We start from the raw sequence: 24,634 nt of genomic DNA on the forward strand, positions 1-24,634 counted from the left end.
CTGTTTTCGATACACAATTTCAATCAAGGAGTCATTATGGCTGGTTGGTTTGAACTCAGTAAGAGCAGTGATAATCAGTTCCGGTTTGTGCTAAAAGCGGGCAATGGTGAGACTATCCTCACCAGCGAGCTGTATACCTCAAAAGCCTCTGCGGAAAAGGGCATCGCGTCGGTGCGTAGCAACAGCCCGCAAGAAGAACGCTATGAGAAAAAAACGGCAAGTAACGGCAAATTCTATTTCAATCTGAAAGCCGCTAATCATCAAATTATCGGCTCCAGCCAGATGTACGCCACCGCGCAATCTCGTGAAACCGGAATTGCCTCCGTTAAAGCCAATGGCACAAGCCAGACGGTGAAAGACAATACGTAATTACGATGCCGGGCGTGGGTTGTTGGCGTCCGGCTTTATATCCAAATAACGCTTAGTTATTAATAATTAAGAGTAACCGCCGCCATTAAAATAGTGGGCACTGACGAGCACTCGTTGTGCTTTCTTTGTTTACCATCCCATACTTATCCTCCTGAACATGTTCATGTGCCAAAATATCTTCTAATACTTTCGTGACGCTATCCGGTTTATGACATACACTGATGTAAGATTTTTACTTACAGGCGGGCGTAAAATGGCCAGAACGATGACGGTTGATCTCGGCGATGAGTTGCGTGAATTTATCGAGTCCTTAATTGAATCCGGCGACTATCGCACCCAAAGCGAAGTGATCCGTGAGTCACTGCGATTACTTCGAGAAAAGCAAGCAGAGTCTCGCCTGCAAGCGTTACGTGACATGCTCGCAGAAGGGTTGAGTAGTGGTGAAGCTCAGCCGTGGGAAAAGGACGCGTTCTTACGGAAGGTGAAAGCAGGGATAAGGAAATAATGTGCGTATTATTAAACTCATGCCAAAAGCCAATGAGGATTTAGAAGGCATCTGGTATTACAGCTATCACCATTTCGGCGAACCACAAGCCGACAGATATGTGGAACATCTTTCAGACGTTCTCCAGATTCTGAGTAACAATAATATAGGTACGCCCAGACCTGAATTAGGCGAAGGTATTTTTGTTCTTCCTTTTGAACGCCACGTCATTTATTTCCTGCAATCACCAGGGGAAATTATCGTCATTCGTATCCTTAACCAAAACCAGGACGCCACCAGACATTTACACTGGAGCTAAACCCGCCGATTGCGCTACAATGCCCGCCCTTAAAGTGGGGGCACTCCCCTAACCGCTTCATCAGGTGAAGCGGATCTGACCTGTCATCAGAACGAGAGAATTATGTTTAAACCGGAACTCCTTTCCCCGGCGGGAACGCTGAAAAATATGCGTTACGCTTTCGCTTATGGCGCAGATGCTGTTTATGCGGGCCAGCCGCGTTATTCCCTGCGTGTGCGCAACAACGAATTCAACCACGAAAATCTTCAGCTCGGCATCAATGAAGCCCACGCGCTGGGGAAAAAGTTTTATGTCGTGGTCAACATTGCACCGCACAACGCCAAGCTGAAAACCTTTATCCGTGACCTGAAACCGGTGGTGGAAATGGGGCCGGATGCGCTGATTATGTCCGATCCAGGGCTGATTATGCTGGTGCGTGAGCACTTCCCTGAAATGCCGATCCACCTTTCGGTGCAGGCTAACGCCGTGAACTGGGCGACGGTGAAATTCTGGCAGCAAATGGGCCTGACCCGCGTGATCCTCTCTCGCGAGCTGTCGCTGGAAGAGATTGAAGAGATCCGCAATCAGGTGCCGGATATGGAGATCGAGATCTTCGTTCACGGCGCGCTGTGCATGGCCTACTCCGGTCGCTGCCTGCTCTCTGGCTATATCAACAAGCGCGACCCGAACCAGGGCACCTGCACCAACGCCTGCCGCTGGGAGTACAACGTCCAGGAAGGGAAAGAAGATGATGTTGGCAACATCGTACACAAGTACGAGCCGATTCCGGTGCAAAATGTTGAGCCGACGCTGGGTATCGGCGCACCAACCGACAAAGTGTTTATGATCGAAGAGGCCCAGCGTCCGGGCGAGTATATGACCGCGTTTGAAGATGAGCACGGCACTTACATCATGAACTCGAAAGATCTGCGCGCCATCGCCCATGTAGAACGCCTGACCAAAATGGGCGTGCATTCGCTGAAAATCGAAGGTCGTACCAAATCTTTCTACTATTGTGCACGCACCGCACAGGTTTACCGCAAAGCTATCGATGACGCCGCTGCGGGAAAACCGTTCGATACCAGCCTGCTGGAAACTCTGGAAGGTCTGGCGCATCGTGGCTATACCGAAGGTTTCCTGCGTCGTCATACTCACGACGATTATCAGAACTACGAATACGGTTATTCAGTTTCTGACCGCCAGCAGTTTGTTGGTGAGTTTACCGGTGAGCGCAAGGGGGACCTCGCGGCGGTAGCGGTGAAAAATAAATTCTCCGTTGGCGACAGCCTTGAGCTGATGACGCCGCAAGGCAACATTAATTTTACCCTTGAGCACATGGAAAACGCCAAAGGCGAAGCTATGCCGATAGCACCAGGCGATGGTTATACTGTGTGGCTCCCGGTCCCGCAGGATCTTGAGCTCAATTACGCGCTGCTGATGCGTAATTTCTCCGGGGAAACCACGCGTAATCCCCACGGTAAGTGATTAATTTCGATTATTTTTCCCGGATGGAAAATTCTTAGAAACCGATCACATACAGCTGCATTTATTAAGGTTATCATCCGTTTCGCTGAAAAACATAACCCATAAAATGCTAGCTGTACCAGGAACCACCTCCTTAGCCTGTGTAATCTCCCTTACACGGGCTTATTTTTTATGCATAAGCCCTATCCCTGGTCACCGTCTTCCATTGACCACATCGATAGAATCTCCCTTCATAGCACGATGCCTTTCACGTAACGGCATCGTGCTCGCACAGGTTCCGGCTAAGCACAACCAGAACGCGCATGTTTGACGCTTACCAAAAAATATTCTCACTCTCCACATTTGAATGTCAGACGAGCGACGCCATGTAATCCTGCACCTTCTGTCTTCAGGTCAACTATCTGCATTTTTTTGCCCTGAGTAACACAGAAATGGGCTGCATCATTTTTTACTATATTTTCTGCACCAGATATTCTGCCCCTGGCTAAAGAAGCTTCGGCTTCGGTGTAGTATTGGTTATCGAGTTTACGCTGAATATTACTTTTATATGCAAGACCAAATTTACCGATACTTGTCTCATCATTATGCACAGCACAACCAGACATAATAAAAATACTAATTAATGATATAGCAGCTATCTTTTTCATCTCACCTTCCCCCATTAAATACCAACGACACTCTCTAGTGTTTAAATATAATAATGGCATGATTATTATAATTGAATAGGATTATAATAAATGTTCTGTACAACATTTCCTACATAAGTAGGAATTACGGACATTGAGGCCCTTCAGGGTAACTCCATGGGGGCTTTAATATATTTGGAATAGTATATTTAAGATGCCACTGTTTGGTTGAATATTAGGCATATGCTCTTTTTTGAAATTTATCGGTGGCAGCCGTTAGTATTCGCTGTCCCCATTGCAAGCTCCTGGTGGTAACCACTGAATCCTCCATACTTGAACTGACTTTTTATCCTCCGACTTTCATCCTGTTCTGACTCCACCTTTTGTTTTCTGCTCTACACTATCTACAGACCAATCATAAAGGCACATACGATCATGGCAGAATTTCCCGCCAGCTTACTGATTCTTAATGGCAAAAGTACTGACAATCTACCCTTGCGCGAAGCAATTATGCTGTTGCGTGAGGAAGGAATGACGATCCATGTGCGGGTCACCTGGGAGAAAGGCGATGCCGCACGATATGTAGAGGAGGCCCGGAAGTTGGGCGTCGCAACGGTGATTGCCGGTGGTGGCGATGGCACCATTAATGAAGTTTCTACGGCGTTGATTCAGTGTGAGGGGGATGACATACCCGCGCTGGGAATTTTGCCATTAGGAACCGCCAATGATTTTGCCACCAGTGTAGGGATTCCTGAGGCACTGGATAAGGCGCTGAAACTGGCAATTGCCGGTAACGCCATTGCGATAGATATGGCGCAGGTCAACAAACAAACCTGTTTTATTAATATGGCGACAGGCGGATTTGGGACGCGTATTACCACAGAAACGCCGGAAAAATTAAAAGCCGCGCTGGGTGGCGTCTCTTACATCATTCATGGCTTAATGCGCATGGATACTCTGCAACCGGACCGTTGTGAAATCCGCGGTGAAAACTTTCACTGGCAAGGTGACGCCCTGGTCATTGGTATTGGTAACGGGCGTCAGGCCGGTGGCGGTCAGCAATTGTGTCCGAACGCGTTAATTAACGATGGCTTGCTGCAACTGCGCATTTTTACCGGCGATGAAATTCTTCCGGCTCTCGTATCAACCTTAAAATCTGACGAAGATAACCCGAATATTATCGAAGGCGCTTCGTCGTGGTTTGATATACAAGCCCCACACGAAATCACTTTTAATCTTGATGGCGAACCGTTGAGCGGACAAAACTTTCATATTGAAATACTTCCGGCGGCGTTGCGTTGTCGATTACCACCAGATTGTCCATTATTGCGTTAATCAAACTATTCTCTCTTGAACCAGGGAGAATCCGTAATGCCGGATGCGGTGTAAATACCTTATCCGGCATACAGAACAATACTACACCGTAATTAATTTCACCCGTGTCTTCTGCAATGCCAGTTTATCCACCTCTGATACAGCATCATCGGTAATAATAATGTCAATTTTTTCGATTGGCAGTACCTGATTAAAACCGCGACGGTTAAATTTCGATGAATCGAGAACGGCAATCACTTTATTAGCGGCTGTGACCATCGCACCGCTAACGGAATAACCCTCATTAAAGGTCGTAATACCATTAACCGCATCAATACCATCAGCACCGACAAACATTAAATCGGCATTAATATCCTGCAATGAACGCTCGGCAATGGAACCATGCATCGAGCGCGTTTTATGGCGGACCGTGCCACCACAGACGACCAGAGTAATGTCTTTATTTTCGGAAAGGGCAAACGCTGCCGGGAGACTGTTGGTAATCACCGTGATATTTTTAGCGGTCATTAATCCTTCGGCGATAAGCATTGTGGTACTTCCGCTGTCGAGAATAACGGTCATCCCTTCATGGATCATTTTGACTGCCGCCTGCGCTATTCTGTTTTTTGGCGCGCTGGCGAGCTGAAATCGCTCTTTAAACCCGACTTCCTGGGTCTCGGTTTCACTATTACCGGACATTATTTTCGCCGCACCGCCATGAAAGCGCGTAACCACGCCTTTTTGTTCGAGAAAGCGCAAATCGGCACGGATTGTCGCTTCCGAGGCAGCAAATACTCCCGCCAGATCCTGAACAAGCACGGTTCCCTGTTCATTCACTAATTGGATGATCTTATTCCTTCGCTCGAATGAATTCATCGTCATTTACCCATATTCAATTGTAGCTAGTGTAAACGAAGGGGGACCATTGGTGAATGATCTGTTTTGCACAATACCGGGCCAGCATCACGCTGGCCCGCGGTTTCAGGGAATGAGCAACACTTTGCCCGACATGGCATTACGAGCGATGTCACGCACCGCCTGGGCGAAGCTTTCAAAGCTTCCACGGTGAGCGATTAATGGCTCCAGGCTTAACTTACGTTCTGTCAGCAACCGGCTCGCCGTTTCCCACTCCTGCCCCGGCCAAGGGCTGGAGTAGTTCATCCAACTGCCGATAACCGTCAGCTCTTTACGCAATATTTTGCCAAACGTTGCCGATGTTAAATGCAGATCCTGATGCAACGTGCCCACCAGCGCCAGTTGGGCATGAGGACCGGCAATCTCTACCGCCAGTTCGACAGTTTGCGGTACGCCAGCCGTCTCGAGGATAAGCTGATTAAAGCGCAGTTCGCGTAAAACGCTCTGCATTTGCGGCGCGCTCATTTCGCTACTGTTAAATGTTTGCATCGCACCGAAAGATTTTGCCAGTGCCAGTTTTTCTGAGCTAATGTCGATAGCCGTCACACTCTTTGCTCCCAGCGCGACAGCGCACTGAATAGCCAGCAGGCCAATGGTTCCGGCACCAATAATAATAACGTTTTTATTCTCACAACCTTGCGCTAAATGAAAAGCATGCAGTCCAACGGTAATCGGCTCAATAAAAGCCCCATCCTCAATAGGCATATCCGTGGGTAGAGCAAAGACATTTTTTCGCTTAACGACAATATATTCAGCAAATCCACCATCACGCCGCGAGCCAATAAAATCATATTTTGCGCACTGGGAATAAAACCCTTTCAAACACTCTGGACAAGTAAAACAGGGTAATAACGGCACACAGGCAACCGCATCGCCAGGGTGTAAATCATCAACACCGGATCCCACCGCATCAATATAGCCGCTAAATTCATGGCCTAACGTTATTGGATAATAATGTGCACCATTTTTAAATATCCTGGGTAAATCGGAACCACATAAGCCCGAGCTGGCAATTTTTACCCGTACCTCATCCTGATGTTTAATTTCAGGAATGACGCTTTCTGCAACGCGCACGATACCATCAGTATCATTCACCACTGATTTCATAAAAACTCCTGATTGTTAAGGGGGGATAAACTCCCCCTCAGGTAAAAATTATTCTGCGAGAACGACTTTCTCTTGTTTAATAAAGCCACGCGCTCTACGCCAGGTCATGAAAATACCGGTCAGATAAATTGCACCGATAATAATGAAACCGGGAATATTTTGCGGGGAGAAAACCTGAATCAGTAACCAGGTAATGGGAGAACCGCCCTGATCCATTGAAGCCACCATACCCCCGGCTTTTAACGCCCCAGCATTAGCCGCCAGTTGGGTGTGCAAACCAATAGTTTGCGTCGCGATCCACAGGGTGATGCTCATAATGATGACACCCGAGATTAAGGTGCGGAACAGATTTCCACGATGCACGGCGACCGCCATCGCCACGAAGAAGCCGATGGTGGCAAGATCGCCAAACGGCAGCACCTGATTACCCGGCACACAAACAGCAATTAAAATGGTGAGTGGGATAAAAATCAGGCTTGCCGATACCACCGCCGTATGTCCCAGCAGCAACGCCGGATCAAGGCCAATCAGGAACTCCTGACCGCCGAACTTCGCCTGTAAACGACTACGAGCCTGCTTAGCGATGGGCGTTAAACCATCCATGATGGGTTTAATCACCCGTGGCATTAGCAGCATCACTGCCGCCGTTTTTACCGCCAGCTGCAATACACCTTTGACATCGTAACCCGCGAGGATGCCGATAATCAGCCCCATCACAAAACCCACGGTGACAGGCTCGCCAAATGGACCAAATTTGCGCTGAATATCGTCGGCGCTAAATTTAATTCGGTTAACGCCTGGGATTTTCTCGATGATAGCATCGACCAGCACCGCAATCGGCCCCATATACGCCGACGTACCGTGCGGAATAGCAATACCTTCCAGCTCAAAGAAATTTCGGGTATCGCGGGCAAACCAGTCGCCGAGCTTATAAACAAACGCCGCGTGAATTACCACACCTGCCATCCCTATCATCCATGAACCGGTTGCCAGGTGCAGCAACGCGCCGGTGAAGGTCATATGCCAGATATTCCAGATATCAACATTTACCACCCGCGTCATACGGGTCAGTAACATCGCCACGTTAACCAATATCGCAATCGGAATCGCCACCAGCGCAATTTGCGACGCCCAGGTCATTGGTGAAGAGCCCGGCCAGCCGACATCGACCACATGCAGATTCAGGTCGAAATTTTCCGCCATCGCTTTCGCCGCCGGACCAATGGAATCCAGCATTAAGCCATTCACAAGGCCAATGCCAACAAAGCCAATCCCGATATGCAGACCCGCTTTAAAGCAATCGCCTGCCTTCATGCCTAATATTTTAGAAAAAATAATGATGACAACCGGCAGCATCACTGTAGGGCCGAGGTCGAGAATATAACGCATGACTTCTGAAAACATAGGTCACCCCTGTAAGATAGTCAGAATTTTATTTTGTAATGCTTCGATACCGACACCAGAAATAAAAGGCATGCCGTGAACTAACGGAATATCGCCAAAACTACGATCCACTTTGGCAGTGGTGCATATCAAATGCACACCATCCATATAGGTTTCTATTTCATTAACCCGACACTGGATTAATTCAACAGGAATATTATGATTCTGACACAACTCTTTAATTTCTTCCGCCGCCATCGTAGAGGTCGCAACCGCGCCTCCGCAAGCGACAATAATCTTGCGTTTCATAAATAGTCCTTTTTATTGTTACAGAGGGATTTATTCGTCTGAATCTAAAACATACTTTGTGAAGTATTCCTTTAACTGGGTTTCAGGAAGAGTGATTAGTGTCTCGACGATATCGGGCTGTTGTAACTTGCCAAATAAACAGCGTAAAAGTTTCAATTGCTGCTGCGGATTTTCCACAATCAACGCAATAACCAACGATACCGCCACGTCGTTATCATCATCCGCTTGCTGAAAATGAACTTTATTTGTTGGCCTTAACAGATAAATGGCTGACGACTTAGCATGAATCGCCTCACAATGCGGTATTGCAATGGCGTGCTGCTCAAGCATTATCCCGGTAGGGAATTCTGCTTCTCTGGCAATTAATGCCTGTGGCCAGGTATCATGAACCACACCTTTGGCGAGCATCTCATTACCGATATGGGTTAAAACTTCGCTACGATCGACAAAAGAAATTCCGCTACGAACAAACAGGTTAGTCATATACCGTCCTTATTCCGCACAGCCGTAGCGATAGGCGCGCAAAACATCATAAATTTTATCCATAATCAGCTGATGCGGTATTGCTGATAATTCCCCGGACTGAATGCGTTCAAATTGTTTGGGAAGATACTGACTAATCATGCCCAGTGGGATGTCCACGCCTTCAAGATTCACCATCATCGTTTCGACGCTATTTTTAATCCGACTATGCGGCCAGTAATAACGAATACGATCCGACAGGCTGTAACGAATATCCAGTAATGAATCGTTAAAACCCGTACGATAATATTTTTTCCAGTATTGCGGTTCGTCGAGCATCACTTCTTCAATTACCGCCAGGCAACCGCTGCGATTTTCAGGGGCGATAAGTTCCTGCTCAATTTGTGCCAGTGCAAATATCGCCTCGCGTAAAGCAAAGGTTAATGCGGGACCGACTTTCAATATTGCAAAGTGATCGCGGACTAATTCCCAATAAGCCGTCCGGGTCTGGTAATCGGTAGAATGTGCTTCATAAACCATTCGGGTGTTTTCTATCCATTGCGCCAGCGGCTGCGCTTCCTGCGGCTGATAATGGATAATATTGCTGTGATCAAATTCCACGCCCGGCTGCACCACGATGGCAATCACGCGTGTTAACGCCTCTGTCAGCCCACGGGCAATAAAGGCCTTTTGATGCGTACGTAAAGTATTGGCGGTATCTTCAACATGGGTGATGTGTACTGACTGAATGGCGCTGGCCTCACCGCCCGGAACCGGAACTTCGGTGCCAATGACATAGCTCAGTTGCTCACGCTGGCAATCTGTCGCCACACTTTCCGCAGCAAAGCAAAGCACAGCAGCTCGTTCCGCAACCGTTTCTGGTGCTAACGGTATGGGATCCCCCGCGCAGGACATTGACGCATCAAGATGAATTTTACTGAAGCCGGCACGAACATATTCCTTTACCAGCTCGACGGATTTTTCCATCGCCGCATCCGCATTTTCTTGCTGCCAGCAGTTTGGCCCCAGATGATCGCCGCCGAGAATAATGCGTTCGCGTGCAAACCCAACTTTATCGGCAATCGTAAAAACAAATTCGCGAAAGTCTGCCGGTGTCATTCCGGTATAACCGCCAAATTGATTGACCTGGTTTGACGTTGCTTCAATCAGCACTTTGCGCGTGCTGTTGCGATCAAATGCCAGCGCCGCTTCGATAACCAACGGATGGGCAGAACAGACTGAACATATGCCGATATGTTCACCAGCTTTATGCCGGGCAATTAACGTTTTCATGTTTTTTCCTTATTAAATGGCAGGTGCGTTATGCCCTGCCCTCGCAGCCACAATCGGCAATCACTTTGCTCACCACATCGCGCATTGCGGATTTAGCCGACTGCAAATAATCCCGGGGATCGGTCGCTTCAGGGTGCTCGGTCAGGTAATTTTTTAACGCCTGCGAGAAGGCATTTTTCAGCTCCGTTGCAACGTTGATTTTGCATATCCCCAGTTTGATGGTTTGCTGAATATCCTTAGTCGATAACCCTGACGCGCCATGCAGCACCAGCGGTAAGTTCACCCACTGGCGAATGTTCTCCAGTCGAGAAAAATCAAGCGCCGGTGCGCTGGCATACATCCCATGAGCCGTGCCGATGGCGACCGCCAGGGAATCAATTCCGGTTGCCTCGGCAAATTCACGCGCCTGAGCGGGGTTGGTATAAAAAGCATCGGCTTCATTGACTTGCACATCATCTTCCTGGCCGCCAAGTTGCCCCAGCTCCGCTTCGACGCTGACATCAAAGCGATGGCAAAAATCCACCACCTCTTTGACCCGTGAAATATTTTGCGCAAAAGGCAAATGCGAGGCGTCAATCATGACTGAGCGCACGCCAGAACGAACCTTCTGAGCGATATCGTCAAATTTCGTGTGATGGTCGAGATGAATTGCCAGTGGATGGTGATATTGCTTCGCCATCGCGCTGACCAGCGCCAACAGATTTTCTGTACCAGCATGAGTAAATGTGCCAGGCGTTCCGGCGATGATGACCGGCGCATGCAGGTTGGCAGCGGTTTCCACCACCACTTGCATCGTTTCGAGATTGTGAATATTGAATGCCGGAACCGCATAACCGCCGCGCTGTGCGTTGTTCAGCATCTGCTTTGTCGATACCACGTACATTTTCATATCCTGTCGTTTGTTTTCGATTTCAAAATATAATGAAATGATTTGTTTTTAAATGTCGAGATAACGATCACAAAAACGACAATGTGAAAATTGTTCGAGGAGTAAAAGGCAAAAAAAAACGGCCTCCCGATAGGGAAGCCGTAGCAAAGTGCGCGTGTTTTTATGCCGGATGCGGTGTAAACATACGTGGCAGTGCTATGTAGGCATGATAAGACGCTTCCGCGTCGCATCAGGCATAGGTTGCCGGATGCAGTGTAAACGCCTTATCCGTCCTACGGGGTGGTGCTGTTCGTATGAGGCGTATCAGGCAATAGTAATTTTGCTATCGAGATAAACGTCCTGCACGGCATTAATCAGTTTCACGCCGTCAGCCATCGATTTCTTGAACGCCTTACGTCCAAGAATCAGCCCCATTCCGCCAGCGCGTTTGTTGATAACCGCAGTACGCACTGCATCACTGAGGTCAGTTTCACCGCCTGCAGCACCGCCGGAGTTAATCAGCCCTGCGCGCCCCATATAGCAGTTAGCTAACTGATAACGCACCAGATCAATCGGGTTTTCGCTGGTTAACTTGCTGTACACGCGATCGTCGGTATAACCGTAATTAATTGCTTTATAGCCGCCGTTATTTTCCGCCATTTTTTGTTTGACGATATCTGCACCGATGGTTGCCGCCAGATGGTTTGCCTGACCGGTCAGGTCGGCGGAAACATGGTAATCAACGCCATCTTTCTTAAAGGCGGAGTTACGCAAATAGGCCCACAGCACTGTCACCATACCCAGCTCGTGCGCACGTTCAAAAGCCGCAGAAATTTCTTCAATCTGGCGACGTGACTCTTCCGAGCCAAAATAGATAGTCGCACCAACCGCAACCGCGCCCATGTTGAACGCCTGCTCCACGCTGGCATACAGCGTTTGATCGTAGGTATTCGGGTAACTTAGCGTCTCGTTGTGATTAAGTTTGACGAGGAATGGAATGCGATGCGCATAACGCCGCGATACCGACGCCAGCACGCCGTAAGTTGACGCCACACAGTTACAGCCCGCTTCGATCGCCAGTTCAACAATGTTTTTCGGGTCAAAGTAGAGCGGGTTAGCAGCAAATGAAGCTCCGGCAGAGTGCTCAACGCCCTGGTCAACCGGCAGAATAGAAAGATATCCTGTGCCAGCCAGACGCCCGGTGTTGTACAACGTCTGCATATTACGTAACACCGCTGGCGGGCGATTATTGTCAATCATTACGCGGTCTACGTAGTCATGTCCGGGGAGATAAAGCTGGTCAGAAGGAATTGTCATACAACGGTGCTGTAAAAGGTTGTCGGCGTCTTTGCCAAGCAACTGCGCAATATCTGTCATTACTATGCTCCCGTAAATTCCGATTGGATATCGGCTATGGATTGTCCTGGCCCGCCTTTTGCGGGCAATCATAATCCTGGTCGTTACGGGCGAGTTTTTCCATCTTTTGGATGTTTTTTCAGCGTTTTCTGTTGGCTCGATTCATCAGAAAAAATGTTAGCGCGGTCAAGTTTTCACCGCAAAGGTATTTAAAAGGTATTATTAAGTGGTATTGTCATCGCGTACCTTACATTACCTGTCATGAAGGAATTAAAAGATGAAAACAACAGCAAAGCTGTCGTTCATGATGTTTGTTGAATGGTTTATCTGGGGCGCGTGGTTTGTGCCATTGTGGTTGTGGTTAAGTAAAAGCGGTTTTAGTGCCGGAGAAATTGGCTGGTCGTATGCCTGTACCGCCATTGCGGCGATCCTGTCGCCAATTCTGGTTGGCTCCATCACTGACCGCTTTTTCTCGGCGCAAAAAGTGCTGGCGGTATTGATGTTCGCAGGCGCGCTGCTGATGTATTTCGCTGCGCAACAGACCACTTTTGCCGGGTTCTTTCCGTTACTGCTGGCTTACTCTCTAACCTATATGCCGACCATTGCGCTGACTAACAGCATCGCTTTTGCCAACGTGCCGGATGTGGAGCGTGATTTCCCGCGCATTCGTGTGATGGGCACTATCGGCTGGATTGCCTCCGGTCTGGCATGTGGTTTCTTGCCGCAAATACTGGGGTATGCCGATATCTCACCGACTAACATCCCGCTGCTGATTACCGCCGGAAGTTCTGCTCTGCTCGGTGTGTTTGCGTTTTTCCTGCCCGACACGCCACCAAAAAGCACCGGCAAAATGGATATTAAAGTCATGCTCGGCCTGGATGCGCTGATCCTGCTGCGCGATAAAAACTTCCTCGTCTTTTTCTTCTGTTCATTCCTGTTTGCGATGCCACTGGCGTTCTATTACATCTTTGCCAACGGTTATCTGACCGAAGTCGGCATGAAAAATGCCACCGGCTGGATGACGCTCGGCCAGTTCTCTGAAATATTCTTTATGCTGGCATTACCGTTTTTCACTAAACGCTTTGGTATCAAAAAGGTATTATTGCTTGGTCTGGTCACCGCTGCGATCCGCTATGGCTTCTTTATTTACGGTAGTGCGGATGAATATTTCACCTACGCGTTACTGTTCCTCGGTATTTTGCTTCACGGCGTAAGTTACGATTTTTACTACGTTACCGCTTACATCTATGTCGATAAAAAAGCCCCCGTGCATATGCGTACCGCCGCGCAGGGGCTGATCACGCTCTGCTGCCAGGGCTTCGGCAGTTTGCTCGGCTATCGTCTTGGCGGTGTGATGATGGAAAAGATGTTCGCTTATCAGGAACCGGTAAACGGACTGACTTTCAACTGGTCCGGGATGTGGACTTTTGGCGCGGTGATGATTGCCATTATCGCCGTGCTGTTCATGATTTTTTTCCGCGAATCCGACAACGAAATTACGGCTATCAAGGTCGATGATCGCGATATTGCGTTGACACAAGGGGAAGTTAAATGAAAACAGAACGTATTCTCGGTGCTCTTTATGGGCAGGCGTTAGGGGATGCGATGGGGATGCCCTCCGAGCTTTGGCCACGCAGCCGCGTTAAAGCACACTTTGGCTGGATTGACCGTTTTCTTCCTGGACCAAAGGAGAATAACGCGGCCTGTTATTTTAACCGCGCCGAATTCACCGACGATACCTCGATGGCGCTGTGTCTGGCGGATGCGTTACTGGAACGTGAAGGCAAGATCGATCCGGATCTGATTGGGCGTAATATTCTCGACTGGGCGCTGCGTTTCGACGCCTTTAACAAAAACGTACTAGGTCCGACCTCAAAGATTGCGCTTAACGCCATTCGCGACGGTAAACCCGTTGCTGAACTGGAAAACAACGGCGTGACCAACGGCGCAGCGATGCGCGTCTCGCCATTAGGTTGTTTGCTTCCGGCGCGTGATGTTGATTCCTTTATTGATGATGTAGCGCTGGCGTCCAGCCCGACCCATAAATCCGATCTGGCGGTTGCAGGCGCGGTAGTCATCGCATGGGCGATTTCTCGTGCCATTGACGGAGAAAGCTGGTCAGCGATTGTTGATTCACTGCCTTCAATTGCGCGACATGCCCAGCAAAAACGCACCACCACGTTCAGCGCCTCACTGGCGGCGCGGCTGGAGATTGCGCTGAAAATTGTGCGCAATGCCGACGGCACCGAATCCGCCAGCGAACAGCTTTACCAGGTCGTTGGCGCAGGTACCAGCACTATTGAGTCCGTTCCGTGCGCCATTGCGCTGGTTGAACTGGCACAAACCGACCCGAATCGCTGCGCCGTCCTGTGCGCTAACCTTGGCGGCGACACAGACACCATCGGTGCTATGGCGACGGCAATTTGCGGCGCGTTGCATGGCGTTAACGCTATCGATCCTGCGTTAAAGGCGGAACTGGATGCGGTAAATCAGCTTGATTTCAACCGCTATGCCACAGCGTTGGCGAAATATCGTCAACAACGGGAGGTGGTATGAGCGGCGCTCGATTACACACGCTGCTGCCTGAATTAACCACGCGTCAGCCGGTGATGGTCGTCGGCGCGGCGGTCATTGACGTGATCGCCGACGCTTATGCCCTCCCCTGGCGTGGGTGCGATATCGAACTGAAACAGCAGAGCGTTAACGTTGGCGGCTGCGCACTGAATATTGCCGTGGCGTTAAAGCGCCTCGGCATCGAAGCGGGTAATGCCTTGCCGCTCGGTCAGGGCGTGTGGGCGGAGATTATTCGCAACCGGATGGCAAAAGAGGGCTTAATCAGCCTGATCGATAACGCCGAAGGTGATAACGGCTGGTGTCTGGCGCTGGTTGAGCCGGATGGCGAACGCACTTTTATGTCATTCAGCGGTGTGGAAAATCAGTGGAATCGCCAGTGGCTGGCGCGATTAACCGTTGCGCCTGGCAGCCTGCTCTATTTTTCCGGTTATCAACTGGCCTCGCCCTGCGGCGAATTGTTAGTGGAATGGCTGGAAGAGCTGCAAGACGTGACGCCGTTTATCGATTTTGGCCCACGTATTGGCGATATCCCGGATGCATTACTGGCGCGGATCATGGCCTGTCGACCTTTAGTGTCGCTCAATCGTCAAGAGGCTGAGATTGCCGCCGAACGTTTTGCTTTATCCGCAGAGATAACAACACTTGGCGAGCAATGGCAGGAGAAATTTGCCGCGCCGTTGATCGTTCGTCTCGATAAAGAAGGCGCATGGTATTTCAGCAACGACGCTTCTGGCTGCATTCCGGCATTTCCAACGCAAGTTGTAGACACCATTGGGGCGGGCGACAGTCATGCAGGTGGCGTACTTGCCGGGCTGGCCTCTGGTCTGCCACTGGCGGATGCCGTATTACTGGGCAATGCAGTGGCGTCGTGGGTTGTCGGGCATCGGGGCGGTGATTGTGCGCCAACGCGCGAGGAACTACTCCTCGCACACAAAAACGTATAGATCGCTGCGACAGTGGCTAATGCTGTACTCAATAGGCCGTTGCTGTTGGTCAAGCGCCACTTGCTTGATCACCAGCACCGGTATTTTGCTATCTAACTGAATATGTGACTGAAACTCGGCATCCGGCATCCGGGCGCTAACGCGGGAACGCGTACGTTGTGGGTAAATGTGCTGGCTGCGGAAATAGTCATAAAGTGAAATCCCGATGGCATCAACATCATGAATTAAATGCGCCGGAACCCACGATTCCTTAATCGATACCGCTTCTTCATCGACATAGCGAATACGCTTAAGCAAAAAGACATCACTTCCTGCTTCGACCGCCAGCTGCTGCGCGACTTCTTCGGGACATTTCACGACACGCTTGTTAACCCATAGCGTATCGGGCTTTTTCCCGCGCAATACCACCTGCTGAGAAAAACCTCGCGCTTCTTTCAACGAGTATTCGAAGATGTTGTTGATCTGCGTGCCGTAACCGCGCGAACGCGTCACCACACCCTCTTCTTCCAGCGCCTGCATCGCCTTGCGCACCGTAATGCGCGAAACGCCGGTTAACTGACTTAAATCACGCTCACCGGGCAAAATATTGCCATGCTCCAGCACCCCGCTGCGCACGGCATTTTTTACCGTTTCGGCAAACTTAATATAAAGCGGCGTGTTATCCGCCGCTAAAATACGCTCGTTCAGTTGGGCAATCAGCTGGGTATGCGCTTGTTCCATTTGTCTTTTTCCTGCCGAGGAGTCTGGTGGGAGTATATCACTGCTTCTTATTTAAGGCGTTTCTTTAATCCCATCAACGAATGCCTGCAACTCCTCCACCGTGCCATGAAATACATTAAAATCCACCGGACCATTGATGCCATCTACCTGTCCACGGTCGGAATGCTGCCAGAAGCGCCAGGCCATGCCGTCATTGTCCGGACGACGTTGATAATAGTGAGCCACCCACCACGGATATTCATTGAAATAGCCCGCCAGATTGGTGTGATAAAAAACGGCTCCTGAGTAAATAATCGGCTTTTTTCCCGTACTTTTTTCGACCATTTTTAGCCACTGACTTACTCGTTTGCGTAATTCTTTTGCCGATAATTTTCCCCGTTCTTCTACGTCCAGTACCGCAGGGAAATCGCCTTGTGAGAAATCCACCGTTTGCAGAAATAATCGTGCCTGAACCGGCGCTGCTACCGACGGGGAGAAATAATGATACGCCCCGCGCAGCAGGCCATTTTCGCGGCTTAGTTGCCAGTTACGCGAAAAATACGGGTCCACCAGCTTTTCGCCTTCCGTCGCCTTAATAAAAGCAAACTGTAAGCGGATACCGTTGTCGCGCATTTTTGCCACCCGCTGCCAGTCGATCCGCTCCTGCCAGCGCGAAACATCTATTCCGTGAATGGTATAACTGGCAGGAATGCGAATTGCGAAAGATTTAACCGGGCGATAACTGTAGAAGTGGATGTAGTCTGTAATCTGAACTGCTGTCGAATAGAAAAAATTCACCGTCTGACGCGGATAAATTGCAACGATGGAAATTAGCCCAAGAGCGCATAATAGAGAGGTGAGTTTTTTTCGACTGGTAATTCTTAGCTGCATTGGTTTCATCCCTGAATGTCAGTGCCAAAGGCTGACAATAACCAAAGCAGCTATAGTACGGTGCTCACCACCAGGCGTGGAAGTGGTGAACCGGACCAATACCGTGACCAACTTCCAGCGTGTCGGCCTGGGCTAATGCTGATGAAAGCCAGCTTTTTGCCTCCTGTACGGTGTCAGCCCAGTTTGTATGGCGCGGGCGTAGTGCAGCCAACGCCGCAGAGAGCGTACAACCAGTGCCGTGGGTGTTTTTGGTCATAATGCGCGGTGCGGTAAACCGTTGTTCACCCTCGCGGGTAAACAGCCAGTCCGGGCTTTGCTCATCATCCAGATGACCACCTTTCATTAGCACTGCGCCACAGCCCATCGCCAACAGCGATCGCCCTTGTTCCAGCATTTCCTGTTCGGTGCGCGCGTGTGGCGCGTCGAGCAAGGCGGCAGCTTCGGGCAAGTTTGGCGTTATTAATGAAACCTGTGGCAATAATCGACTGCGCAGCGTAGCAACCGCCGAAGGTGAAAGCAGCGGGTCGCCGCTTTTTGCCAGCATAACGGTGTCGAGTACCACGTTTTGGATCTGATAACGTTGCAACCGTTCTGCCACCGCTTCAACAATATCGGTTTCCGCCAACATACCGATTTTAGTGGTGTCGATTCGCACATCGCTGAACACCGAATCGAGCTGGGCGGCGACAAAATCAGGCTCAATGCGATACACCGACTGTACGCCACGGGTATTTTGCGCCACCAGTGCAGTAATAACTGAGCAACCATAAGCGCCAAGTGCCGAGAAGGTTTTAAGATCGGCCTGAATCCCCGCACCACCACTCGGATCAGTACCGGCAATCGTCAGAGCGTTAATTCGTTTCATGCCTGCACCTCCTGCGTCAATTGCCAGAGCGCATCAAGGAAATGTGGAACAAAACTGCCTGGCCCCTCGCTTCTGGCGACTGCGCGCTCTCCGGCTTGTTTCATCCAGTGACAGGCAGATGCGACATTTTCCAGCGTATCGCCTGGTAACGCACAGCAGGTAGCGACAACCGCCGATAATGCACAGCCAGTTCCTACCACTTTGGTCATTAACGGATCGCCACCGTGAATACCAATGATACGATGTCCATCGGTAACATAATCCATCTCGCCAGTGACCACGACGATTGCGCCAGTTTCCCGTGCCAGTGTTTGTGCAGCGGGTATCGCGTTAGCTGCGGCGTCAGTGGTATCCACTCCCCGTCCACCATTAGCAATGCCAGCTAATGCCATGATTTCCGAAGCATTACCACGTATGGCGGTTGGCTTATGAGACAGAAGTTCCAGACAAAAACGGCGGCGATAATCGAGTGCACCAACCGCTACTGGATCAAGCGTCCAGGGTGTTTGAGAGCTTTTTGCTTGCTCAACGGCGGCACACATCGACTGTGCGCGTAGCTGCGTCAGCGTGCCAACGTTAATCAGCAACGCACTGGCAATAGCCGCAAACTGACTGGCCTCTTCGGTTTCGATAACCATCGCTGGCGATGCACCGAGCGCCAGCAAGGTATTGGCAGTAAAGGTTTGCACCACATCGTTGGTCATGCAGTGCACAAGAGGGGAATGTTGGTGAAAAAGGTGTAACGCGTGCGCAGATTGCGCTGAACTCAGCAGGTCGACTTGCATAGTTTGCTCCTGCCATAACGTGAAGAAGCAATGACCTGGTGGTCCGTGACTTCCCTACGCTGGCATTATCCAGATCAGGTGATACGGGTATTTCTCAGCCTTCACGCAGAAGGGCACCCCGAGTCGTTTGGTTGCGATGATAAATCGCAGAGGAGGATGGTAATGTCCAGCGCACGCGTTGTAAACGAGGAAAAACGGCAGTTTTACAATCGCGTTAATAAATTATTTGATATATGAATCCAGCACCTTCAGAACGACATCCAGATCTTCTTCACGTTTTAGCTCATCCCCCTGGTGAACGATGTGTTCCGTCAGATGACCTTTAATCACTTCCCGTATCAGACCGTTTACCGCGCCACGGATAGCAGCAATCTGTTGTAAAACTGCAGCGCATTCGTGCGGCTCGTCGAGCATTTTCTTGAGCGCCACGACCTGGCCCTGAATCTTACTGGCACGCGCTTTCAGTTTCTGTTTATCACGGATTGTATGAGACATGGCAACACCTGGTTAACAAGAATATGAAAAATCATAGCACTATTAATCTACTGGGGGGTAGTATCAGGTACTGGGGGGGAGTAGAATCAGATTGCCGAATTAATACTAAGAATTATTATCATGACCGAATTTACAACTCTTCTTCAGCAAGGAAACGCCTGGTTCTTCATCCCCAGCGCCATCTTACTTGGTGCGCTTCATGGCCTGGAACCAGGGCACTCAAAAACGATGATGGCGGCGTTTATCATCGCCATCAAAGGCACCATTAAACAGGCGGTGATGCTCGGACTGGCAGCAACTATTTCGCATACCGCAGTGGTCTGGTTAATTGCCTTTGGCGGGATGGTGATCAGCAAGCGCTTTACTGCTCAATCAGCAGAACCGTGGCTCCAGCTGATTTCCGCAGTGATCATTATTGGCACCGCGTTCTGGATGTTCTGGCGTACCTGGCGCGGCGAACGCAACTGGCTGGAGAATATGCACGAGTATGATCATGAACATCATCACCACGATCACGAAGATCACCACGACCATGGACATCATCACCATCACGAACATGGCGAGTATCAGGATGCCCATGCACGAGCCCATGCCAATGATATTAAACGACGCTTTGATGGTAGAGAGGTCACCAACTGGCAAATTTTGTTATTTGGCTTAACAGGTGGTCTTATCCCCTGTCCGGCAGCAATTACCGTGCTGTTGATTTGCATTCAGTTGAAAGCCCTGACACTGGGCGCAACACTGGTCGTCAGTTTCAGCATTGGCCTGGCGTTAACGCTTGTCACCGTAGGCGTTGGCGCAGCAATCAGCGTTCAGCAGGTCGCAAAACGCTGGAGCGGATTTAACACTCTCGCTAAACGCGCCCCCTATTTTTCCAGTCTGTTGATTGGCTTAGTCGGTGTGTATATGGGCGTACATGGCTTCATGGGCATAATGCGATAACTCAATCCTTTAGGCTTGCATGTTATCTTCAGCCCAGGATGATTCTTAAATCAGCTATTTCCGCTGACTCTCTGCTCGCTAAGGATGCTTTTAGGGCATCCTTTCATTTACACTTTTTACGAAATCATGGGATCACTAACAAAATATCGCTTGTCAGTTATATTGTATGGCAGGAAAGATATGCGACTGATATTACAGATCCCCAAAGTGGAGAGTTTATGACCATTAAAAATAAGATGTTGCTGGGTGCGCTTTTGCTGGTTACCAGTGCCGCCTGGGCCGCACCAGCCACCGCGGGTTCGACCAATACCTCGGGAATTTCTAAGTATGAGTTAAGCAGTTTCATTGCTGACTTTAAGCATTTCAAACCAGGCGATACCGTCCCAGAGATGTACCGCACCGATGAGTACAACATTAAGCAGTGGCAGTTACGTAACCTGCCCGCGCCTGATGCCGGGACGCACTGGACCTATATGGGTGGCGCGTACGTGTTGATCAGCGACACCGACGGTAAAATCATTAAAGCCTACGACGGTGAGATTTTTTATCATCGCTAAAAAAAGCCCCCTCATCATGAGGGGGAAATGCAGACACCTTGTTATTTTTTATTATTAGCCACTTGCTCGTCTTGCTTGTTATTAGTCGTATTTCACGTTGATTAATGCGGTTGCCTCCAGTGCGCCAGATTTAACTTTGTTTGTATCGTAGACGTAGTAACTGGCAGTTATCGGAATTGAAACCGTTGTATCTGTAAGTTTTGACTTTGCCGCAATTTCTTTTAAATTTGTGTATCCTTTACTGCTGTTAGTGATATTTAAAAGTGTGACTGACGAACCATTACTTTCAAGAATAAATCCTACGCCATTATCTTCCGCACCTTTCAGTATTGTGTTGCTGTTGGTTAACAAGTCAGAACTTGATAAATACACCTGCATTTTCCGTGATGTTTGATTTTGTTGACCTAATAAATTTTTACAACGCAGAATAATATCCCCTTGTTTACTATTTATTGTTGCTTTGTTACCTGTGGCTGGTAATTGTGAAACGGGAATACTGTCTAAAGTAATTAATAAATCGTCCGGTTTGCAGGTTGTGGTTATCGGGTTGTATGACAATGTCAGATTAAAGGAATAGACACCTGCATTTTGTGCCAATGCATTTCTGTAGCTATTTACACATGCATCCCATGACTTGCCACCTAATAAACACAGTAGAAATTGTACTGCGGCACTCCTGCGTGTCGATGATGAAGCACTGGATAATGTCGCAACTCCATTAATCATCACTGAACCGCCGCCCCCCGCAGAAACATTCACTTTTGCATTACTGGCCGCAGGTGTCACCGTTACCGAATAACCACTGGTGAAACTGGTCTGATTATTTGATAACGTGATGTTGTTTTTATTGGTCCATTCAAAATGTAAATTTAATTTAATGGTATCGTTATAAAGTCCAACAATAATATCCGACGGGCTCATAGGGGTGATAGTATTTGTACTCACGCATGACGAATCATTAAAATTATGCTCATATGTCGCCATTTGTGTTTGAGTAAGTGCAAAATCCCCCTGAACAACCAAATTGTGCTGAACAGATAACTCACTATAACATGCCGCATAGCTCACAGGCATAACCATCATCATTACTATAAATAACATTATACGAATATTCATAACCACCTGACTATTACTGGCAAATATAGTTTCTACTTTCATCAATCTCTTTACCGAAGGTGATTGTGCATGAAAGTCCTTGTTGCTTATCAATTGCTACATTAACCGATGGCGGTACTTCATTGGTGCGAATAAATAACTGGCTTCCCTGACCGACAACGCCAATATTATGACCATGGATATCATTGACTTCATAACCAAACATTAATGGTTGCCCATCCGCTCTTAACGCTTTTATAAACCAGGGCTTGCGCTGATCGGTATCAAAATTAACCAGTACAACCGCGCCGCGATAAGGGGCGGCAATTTTCCGGTTGCCACGTAATTCTGCTTCGCTATCGCTTTGCGACACATCCAGCATCAGGTGATTTTCCCGATAAGGTGTCATTCCGTCGTATACCACCACTCCATTACGGTTTGTTGTGCGATATTTTTGCCCATTGACATAAGCATCTTTAATTCCTGGCGCATTCATCACAGCAAACGTTTCGGAAAGACGGTTCGCCAGATTAACGCCCCCCGACCAGGCGACAATGCCCCCTGAAACACTGGCTCCAGCCTGTCGATAAGTACTCGACTGACTATAACTGCCATTCACTGTCGCAACCGGCGCGTTCCAGGTCAAATTCGCCCCAGCTGTCGTTTCATTTCCCTGATTCTGATAACTCAGGTTGACCCCATAGTTAAACTGATCCCGGCTTCCAACGGTTCCTGATAATCCCGTATTATTTGAGGCAAACCCCTGATCATCAAACGTCGTTGAGTTAGACATATATATTTGCCGACGAGGCGTCGTAACGTCATCACCCCAATCAAAGGGAATCGATATAAAAATATTAAAACGTTTCTCTTCATGATGATTCTCGTCATACGCCTGGCTTGCCGCGAGGATATAGCTTATCCGCCGCCAGTTATTGGAATAACTCAACTGATAATCCTTACTGCTGCCGCTACGCCCCCAGTAATCTCGCCATAACGTACTTAAGGACACAGACCCCCAGCCTTCTGGCAATGACTGGCTCATATTGGCAGAGAAGCTATTTTTACGGCCAAAATCGTTCTGGTAATAATCGGCAATGTCATAGACATCGTTTTCATCACGGCGATAATTATCTTTATTGTTTGCCCAAACGTGATCATTAAATGTCCGGTAATCACGCGATGAATAACGCCAAGCCGCCAGACCAAAACGCGTCGACGTTTGGCTCACAAATTTGTTGTAGGCAATTTGATAACTTTGCCCGTCAAACACATCGCCGTTGTCTTGTTTACTATGCGACTTCGTGGCATCGACGGAAATGGCACCAAAGCGTGTATTCCAGCCAGTCCCCAAAGTAAACGCGTAATAATTATTCGCGACCATCGAGCCACCATACAGCGTCAATAAATTATTAAAACCATACTGATAACCCGCCTGGACAAAATCACTTTGTTTGCTCGCCCCTTCAATATGGCTACGACCCGCCGCAAAATCATATTTCGATACGCCGGGTTGCAGCATATTTGGCACTGCTGCATAAGGCACCAGATAGGTGGTTACCGAGCCGTCCGCCTCTTTCACGCTGACATCAAGATCTGCTCCACCACCGGCCAACTGCAAATCTGTAATCGCGAACGGGCCAGGAGGAACCTCTTTCTGATAAACCACAAAACCGTTCTGTTCAATAGTTACCAGCGCATTACTCTGAGCAATCCCCTGCACCCGTGGCGTAAAATTTTGTTTCGAGTTAGGCAACATCTGCATATCACGAAACAACCGCACACCGCTGAAGCGAACAGAATCAAAAATATCGCTTGATGTGTACATATCACCCACGCGAAGCGTGCCGAGAAGTTGGGCAAATCCACGTTCCAGATACAGGGTATTGCTTTTCCACACCCCTGGATTGTTATTTGTTTTACTGAAACTGGCATCAGAATGCAGTTGCCACCCCAGTAAATTTAACCCGCTGTTAAAACGTACATATGTACTCTTACTATTACCCGACGCTTTATAGTCACTGTAATACTGACTCACATAATAAGAGGTATAAAACGCATTAATACCCCGCTCCCAGTTTTCCGGTGGAACATAGCCACTTTCCAGTTCTTCCACCCAGGCCTGCGGGACACTGAAATCGAGACGAAAAACCCCGATATCCCAGGTATAGCTCCCACCCTGAACAAGTTGCTCAAATGTTAAACATTGCTTACCGCTGGCGAAGTTATCGCTATTAATGCCTAACCGCTTGATAACTTCTATTGATAAACATGTTTCTTGCGGGTTGTCTTTAACAATAATCTCATATTTCCCGCGCCATTGCTTATTGACATAAATATCGATGTCATACTGCCCCGGTAAGGGTTGATTATCATCAAGACGAATATTTGCAACCTGCTGGTCTTTCATTCCACCTATCATAAAATGGGTATCAAAGGTTTCTTCAGCTGCATAAGCTTCAATGCCGAGCAATAACGCTACGATTGCTGATGCAAGTGGGGTCATTCTCAACAT

At 48.8% G+C, this 24,634-nt stretch carries 26 protein-coding genes and 1 riboswitch; of the genes, 10 read left to right on the top strand and 16 right to left on the bottom strand.

What is annotated here, in order from left to right:
- Positions 1–36: 36 nt before the first annotated feature.
- From ACJHXA_RS03935 to yegQ, 4 genes are all read left to right on the top strand, one after another.
- Positions 37–369 (top strand): YegP family protein, encoded by a 333-nt coding sequence (locus ACJHXA_RS03935; RefSeq protein WP_000929408.1) that lies wholly within the window; start codon positions 37–39, stop codon positions 367–369.
- 208 nt (positions 370–577) lie between these two features.
- Entirely contained in the window at positions 578–874 is a 297-nt protein-coding gene (locus tag ACJHXA_RS03940) for a type II toxin-antitoxin system ParD family antitoxin (RefSeq protein WP_001307279.1), read from the top strand.
- Between the two features lies 1 nt (position 875).
- Positions 876–1,172: a type II toxin-antitoxin system RelE/ParE family toxin gene (locus ACJHXA_RS03945; protein ID WP_001220181.1), complete on the top strand. Its 297-nt coding sequence runs from the start codon at positions 876–878 to the stop codon at positions 1,170–1,172.
- Positions 1,173–1,274: 102 nt separating this feature from the next.
- Positions 1,275–2,636 carry a tRNA 5-hydroxyuridine modification protein YegQ gene (gene yegQ, locus ACJHXA_RS03950; protein ID WP_000476011.1) on the top strand — a complete coding sequence of 454 codons (1,362 nt, stop codon included), beginning with the start codon at positions 1,275–1,277 and terminating at the stop codon, positions 2,634–2,636.
- A gap of 329 nt (positions 2,637–2,965) precedes the next feature.
- On the opposite strand, the gene yegR is transcribed toward yegQ, so the two are convergent.
- On the bottom strand, positions 2,966–3,283 hold the full coding sequence (yegR, locus tag ACJHXA_RS03955; RefSeq protein WP_000716757.1) for a protein YegR: 318 nt from the start codon (positions 3,281–3,283) through the stop codon (positions 2,966–2,968).
- 414 nt (positions 3,284–3,697) lie between these two features.
- Here yegR and yegS point away from each other — a divergent pair, with 414 nt between their 5' ends.
- Positions 3,698–4,597, top strand: coding sequence for a lipid kinase YegS (gene yegS, locus ACJHXA_RS03960; protein WP_000807362.1), 900 nt, complete (start codon positions 3,698–3,700; stop codon positions 4,595–4,597).
- An 81-nt stretch (positions 4,598–4,678) separates the two neighbouring features.
- Here the strand turns inward: yegS and ACJHXA_RS03965 are convergent, their stop codons facing one another.
- The 8 genes from ACJHXA_RS03965 to fbaB all read right to left on the bottom strand — a co-directional run bounded on the left by ACJHXA_RS03965 (position 4,679) and on the right by fbaB (position 12,290).
- Complete coding sequence (locus ACJHXA_RS03965; protein WP_001367074.1) at positions 4,679–5,452, bottom strand: DeoR/GlpR family DNA-binding transcription regulator; 774 nt, start codon at positions 5,450–5,452, stop codon at positions 4,679–4,681.
- A gap of 105 nt (positions 5,453–5,557) precedes the next feature.
- Positions 5,558–6,598, bottom strand: a complete 1,041-nt coding sequence (gene gatD / locus ACJHXA_RS03970; RefSeq protein WP_103262039.1) for a galactitol-1-phosphate 5-dehydrogenase — start codon at positions 6,596–6,598, stop codon at positions 5,558–5,560.
- 48 nt (positions 6,599–6,646) lie between these two features.
- Positions 6,647–8,002 carry a PTS galactitol transporter subunit IIC gene (locus ACJHXA_RS03975; RefSeq protein ID WP_283512255.1) on the bottom strand — a complete coding sequence of 452 codons (1,356 nt, stop codon included), beginning with the start codon at positions 8,000–8,002 and terminating at the stop codon, positions 6,647–6,649.
- A 3-nt stretch (positions 8,003–8,005) separates the two neighbouring features.
- Entirely contained in the window at positions 8,006–8,290 is a 285-nt protein-coding gene (gene gatB, locus ACJHXA_RS03980; protein ID WP_000823272.1) for a PTS galactitol transporter subunit IIB, read from the bottom strand.
- A 30-nt stretch (positions 8,291–8,320) separates the two neighbouring features.
- Positions 8,321–8,773: a PTS galactitol transporter subunit IIA gene (gene gatA, locus ACJHXA_RS03985; RefSeq protein ID WP_000182899.1), complete on the bottom strand. Its 453-nt coding sequence runs from the start codon at positions 8,771–8,773 to the stop codon at positions 8,321–8,323.
- A gap of 9 nt (positions 8,774–8,782) precedes the next feature.
- Positions 8,783–10,045, bottom strand: coding sequence for a tagatose-bisphosphate aldolase subunit GatZ (gene gatZ / locus ACJHXA_RS03990; protein ID WP_000853892.1), 1,263 nt, complete (start codon positions 10,043–10,045; stop codon positions 8,783–8,785).
- A 28-nt stretch (positions 10,046–10,073) separates the two neighbouring features.
- Positions 10,074–10,928 (bottom strand): tagatose-bisphosphate aldolase subunit GatY, encoded by an 855-nt coding sequence (gene gatY / locus ACJHXA_RS03995; RefSeq protein WP_000289788.1) that lies wholly within the window; start codon positions 10,926–10,928, stop codon positions 10,074–10,076.
- Positions 10,929–11,237: 309 nt separating this feature from the next.
- On the bottom strand, positions 11,238–12,290 hold the full coding sequence (fbaB, locus tag ACJHXA_RS04000) for a class I fructose-bisphosphate aldolase (RefSeq protein ID WP_000129551.1): 1,053 nt from the start codon (positions 12,288–12,290) through the stop codon (positions 11,238–11,240).
- A 256-nt stretch (positions 12,291–12,546) separates the two neighbouring features.
- Here fbaB and ACJHXA_RS04005 point away from each other — a divergent pair, with 256 nt between their 5' ends.
- From ACJHXA_RS04005 to ACJHXA_RS04015, 3 genes are read left to right on the top strand one after another with little or no spacing between them, the layout of a single operon-like run.
- Positions 12,547–13,824: a nucleoside permease gene (locus tag ACJHXA_RS04005; protein ID WP_000858484.1), complete on the top strand. Its 1,278-nt coding sequence runs from the start codon at positions 12,547–12,549 to the stop codon at positions 13,822–13,824.
- Positions 13,821–14,825 (top strand): ADP-ribosylglycohydrolase family protein, encoded by a 1,005-nt coding sequence (locus ACJHXA_RS04010; protein ID WP_000846219.1) that lies wholly within the window; start codon positions 13,821–13,823, stop codon positions 14,823–14,825. The genes ACJHXA_RS04005 and ACJHXA_RS04010 overlap by 4 nt, the downstream gene beginning before the upstream one ends.
- Positions 14,822–15,787: a carbohydrate kinase family protein gene (locus ACJHXA_RS04015; protein ID WP_000011973.1), complete on the top strand. Its 966-nt coding sequence runs from the start codon at positions 14,822–14,824 to the stop codon at positions 15,785–15,787. Before ACJHXA_RS04010 ends, ACJHXA_RS04015 begins: the two co-directional genes overlap by 4 nt.
- Here the strand turns inward: ACJHXA_RS04015 and ACJHXA_RS04020 are convergent.
- The 5 genes from ACJHXA_RS04020 to rcnR all read right to left on the bottom strand — a co-directional run bounded on the left by ACJHXA_RS04020 (position 15,761) and on the right by rcnR (position 19,522).
- Positions 15,761–16,507 (bottom strand): GntR family transcriptional regulator, encoded by a 747-nt coding sequence (locus ACJHXA_RS04020; protein ID WP_137502108.1) that lies wholly within the window; start codon positions 16,505–16,507, stop codon positions 15,761–15,763. The genes ACJHXA_RS04015 and ACJHXA_RS04020 overlap by 27 nt on opposite strands.
- A 51-nt stretch (positions 16,508–16,558) precedes the next feature.
- Positions 16,559–17,377 carry a glycoside hydrolase family 25 protein gene (locus ACJHXA_RS04025; RefSeq protein ID WP_001315719.1) on the bottom strand — a complete coding sequence of 273 codons (819 nt, stop codon included), beginning with the start codon at positions 17,375–17,377 and terminating at the stop codon, positions 16,559–16,561.
- 64 nt (positions 17,378–17,441) lie between these two features.
- Positions 17,442–18,242 (bottom strand): bifunctional hydroxymethylpyrimidine kinase/phosphomethylpyrimidine kinase, encoded by an 801-nt coding sequence (gene thiD, locus ACJHXA_RS04030; protein WP_000822274.1) that lies wholly within the window; start codon positions 18,240–18,242, stop codon positions 17,442–17,444.
- Positions 18,239–19,027, bottom strand: coding sequence for a hydroxyethylthiazole kinase (gene thiM / locus ACJHXA_RS04035; RefSeq protein ID WP_001195590.1), 789 nt, complete (start codon positions 19,025–19,027; stop codon positions 18,239–18,241). Before thiM ends, thiD begins: the two co-directional genes overlap by 4 nt.
- A gap of 34 nt (positions 19,028–19,061) precedes the next feature.
- Positions 19,062–19,158, bottom strand: a riboswitch (TPP riboswitch).
- A 91-nt stretch (positions 19,159–19,249) separates the two neighbouring features.
- On the bottom strand, positions 19,250–19,522 hold the full coding sequence (gene rcnR / locus ACJHXA_RS04040) for a Ni(II)/Co(II)-binding transcriptional repressor RcnR (protein ID WP_000019938.1): 273 nt from the start codon (positions 19,520–19,522) through the stop codon (positions 19,250–19,252).
- 120 nt (positions 19,523–19,642) lie between these two features.
- On the opposite strand from rcnR, the gene rcnA reads away from it, so the two are divergent.
- Both rcnA and rcnB read left to right on the top strand, forming a co-directional pair.
- Positions 19,643–20,467: a nickel/cobalt efflux protein RcnA gene (gene rcnA, locus ACJHXA_RS04045; protein ID WP_000134576.1), complete on the top strand. Its 825-nt coding sequence runs from the start codon at positions 19,643–19,645 to the stop codon at positions 20,465–20,467.
- Between the two features lie 218 nt (positions 20,468–20,685).
- Complete coding sequence (gene rcnB / locus ACJHXA_RS04050; protein WP_000153067.1) at positions 20,686–21,024, top strand: Ni(II)/Co(II) efflux transporter accessory subunit RcnB; 339 nt, start codon at positions 20,686–20,688, stop codon at positions 21,022–21,024.
- 81 nt (positions 21,025–21,105) lie between these two features.
- Here rcnB and ACJHXA_RS04055 read toward each other — a convergent pair whose 3' ends face one another.
- The gene (locus ACJHXA_RS04055; RefSeq protein ID WP_001026154.1) at positions 21,106–22,140 is read right to left on the bottom strand and encodes a putative fimbrial-like adhesin protein; all 1,035 of its coding nucleotides are present in this window, start codon (positions 22,138–22,140) and stop codon (positions 21,106–21,108) included.
- Positions 22,141–22,153: 13 nt separating this feature from the next.
- A complete protein-coding gene (locus ACJHXA_RS04060) occupies positions 22,154–24,634 on the bottom strand; it encodes a fimbrial biogenesis outer membrane usher protein (protein WP_000945406.1) in 2,481 nt (826 codons plus the stop codon).

Origin of the sequence: Escherichia sp. WS33 (assembly GCF_046486385.1) — a bacterium.
GTDB lineage: Bacteria > Pseudomonadota > Gammaproteobacteria > Enterobacterales > Enterobacteriaceae > ECMA0423.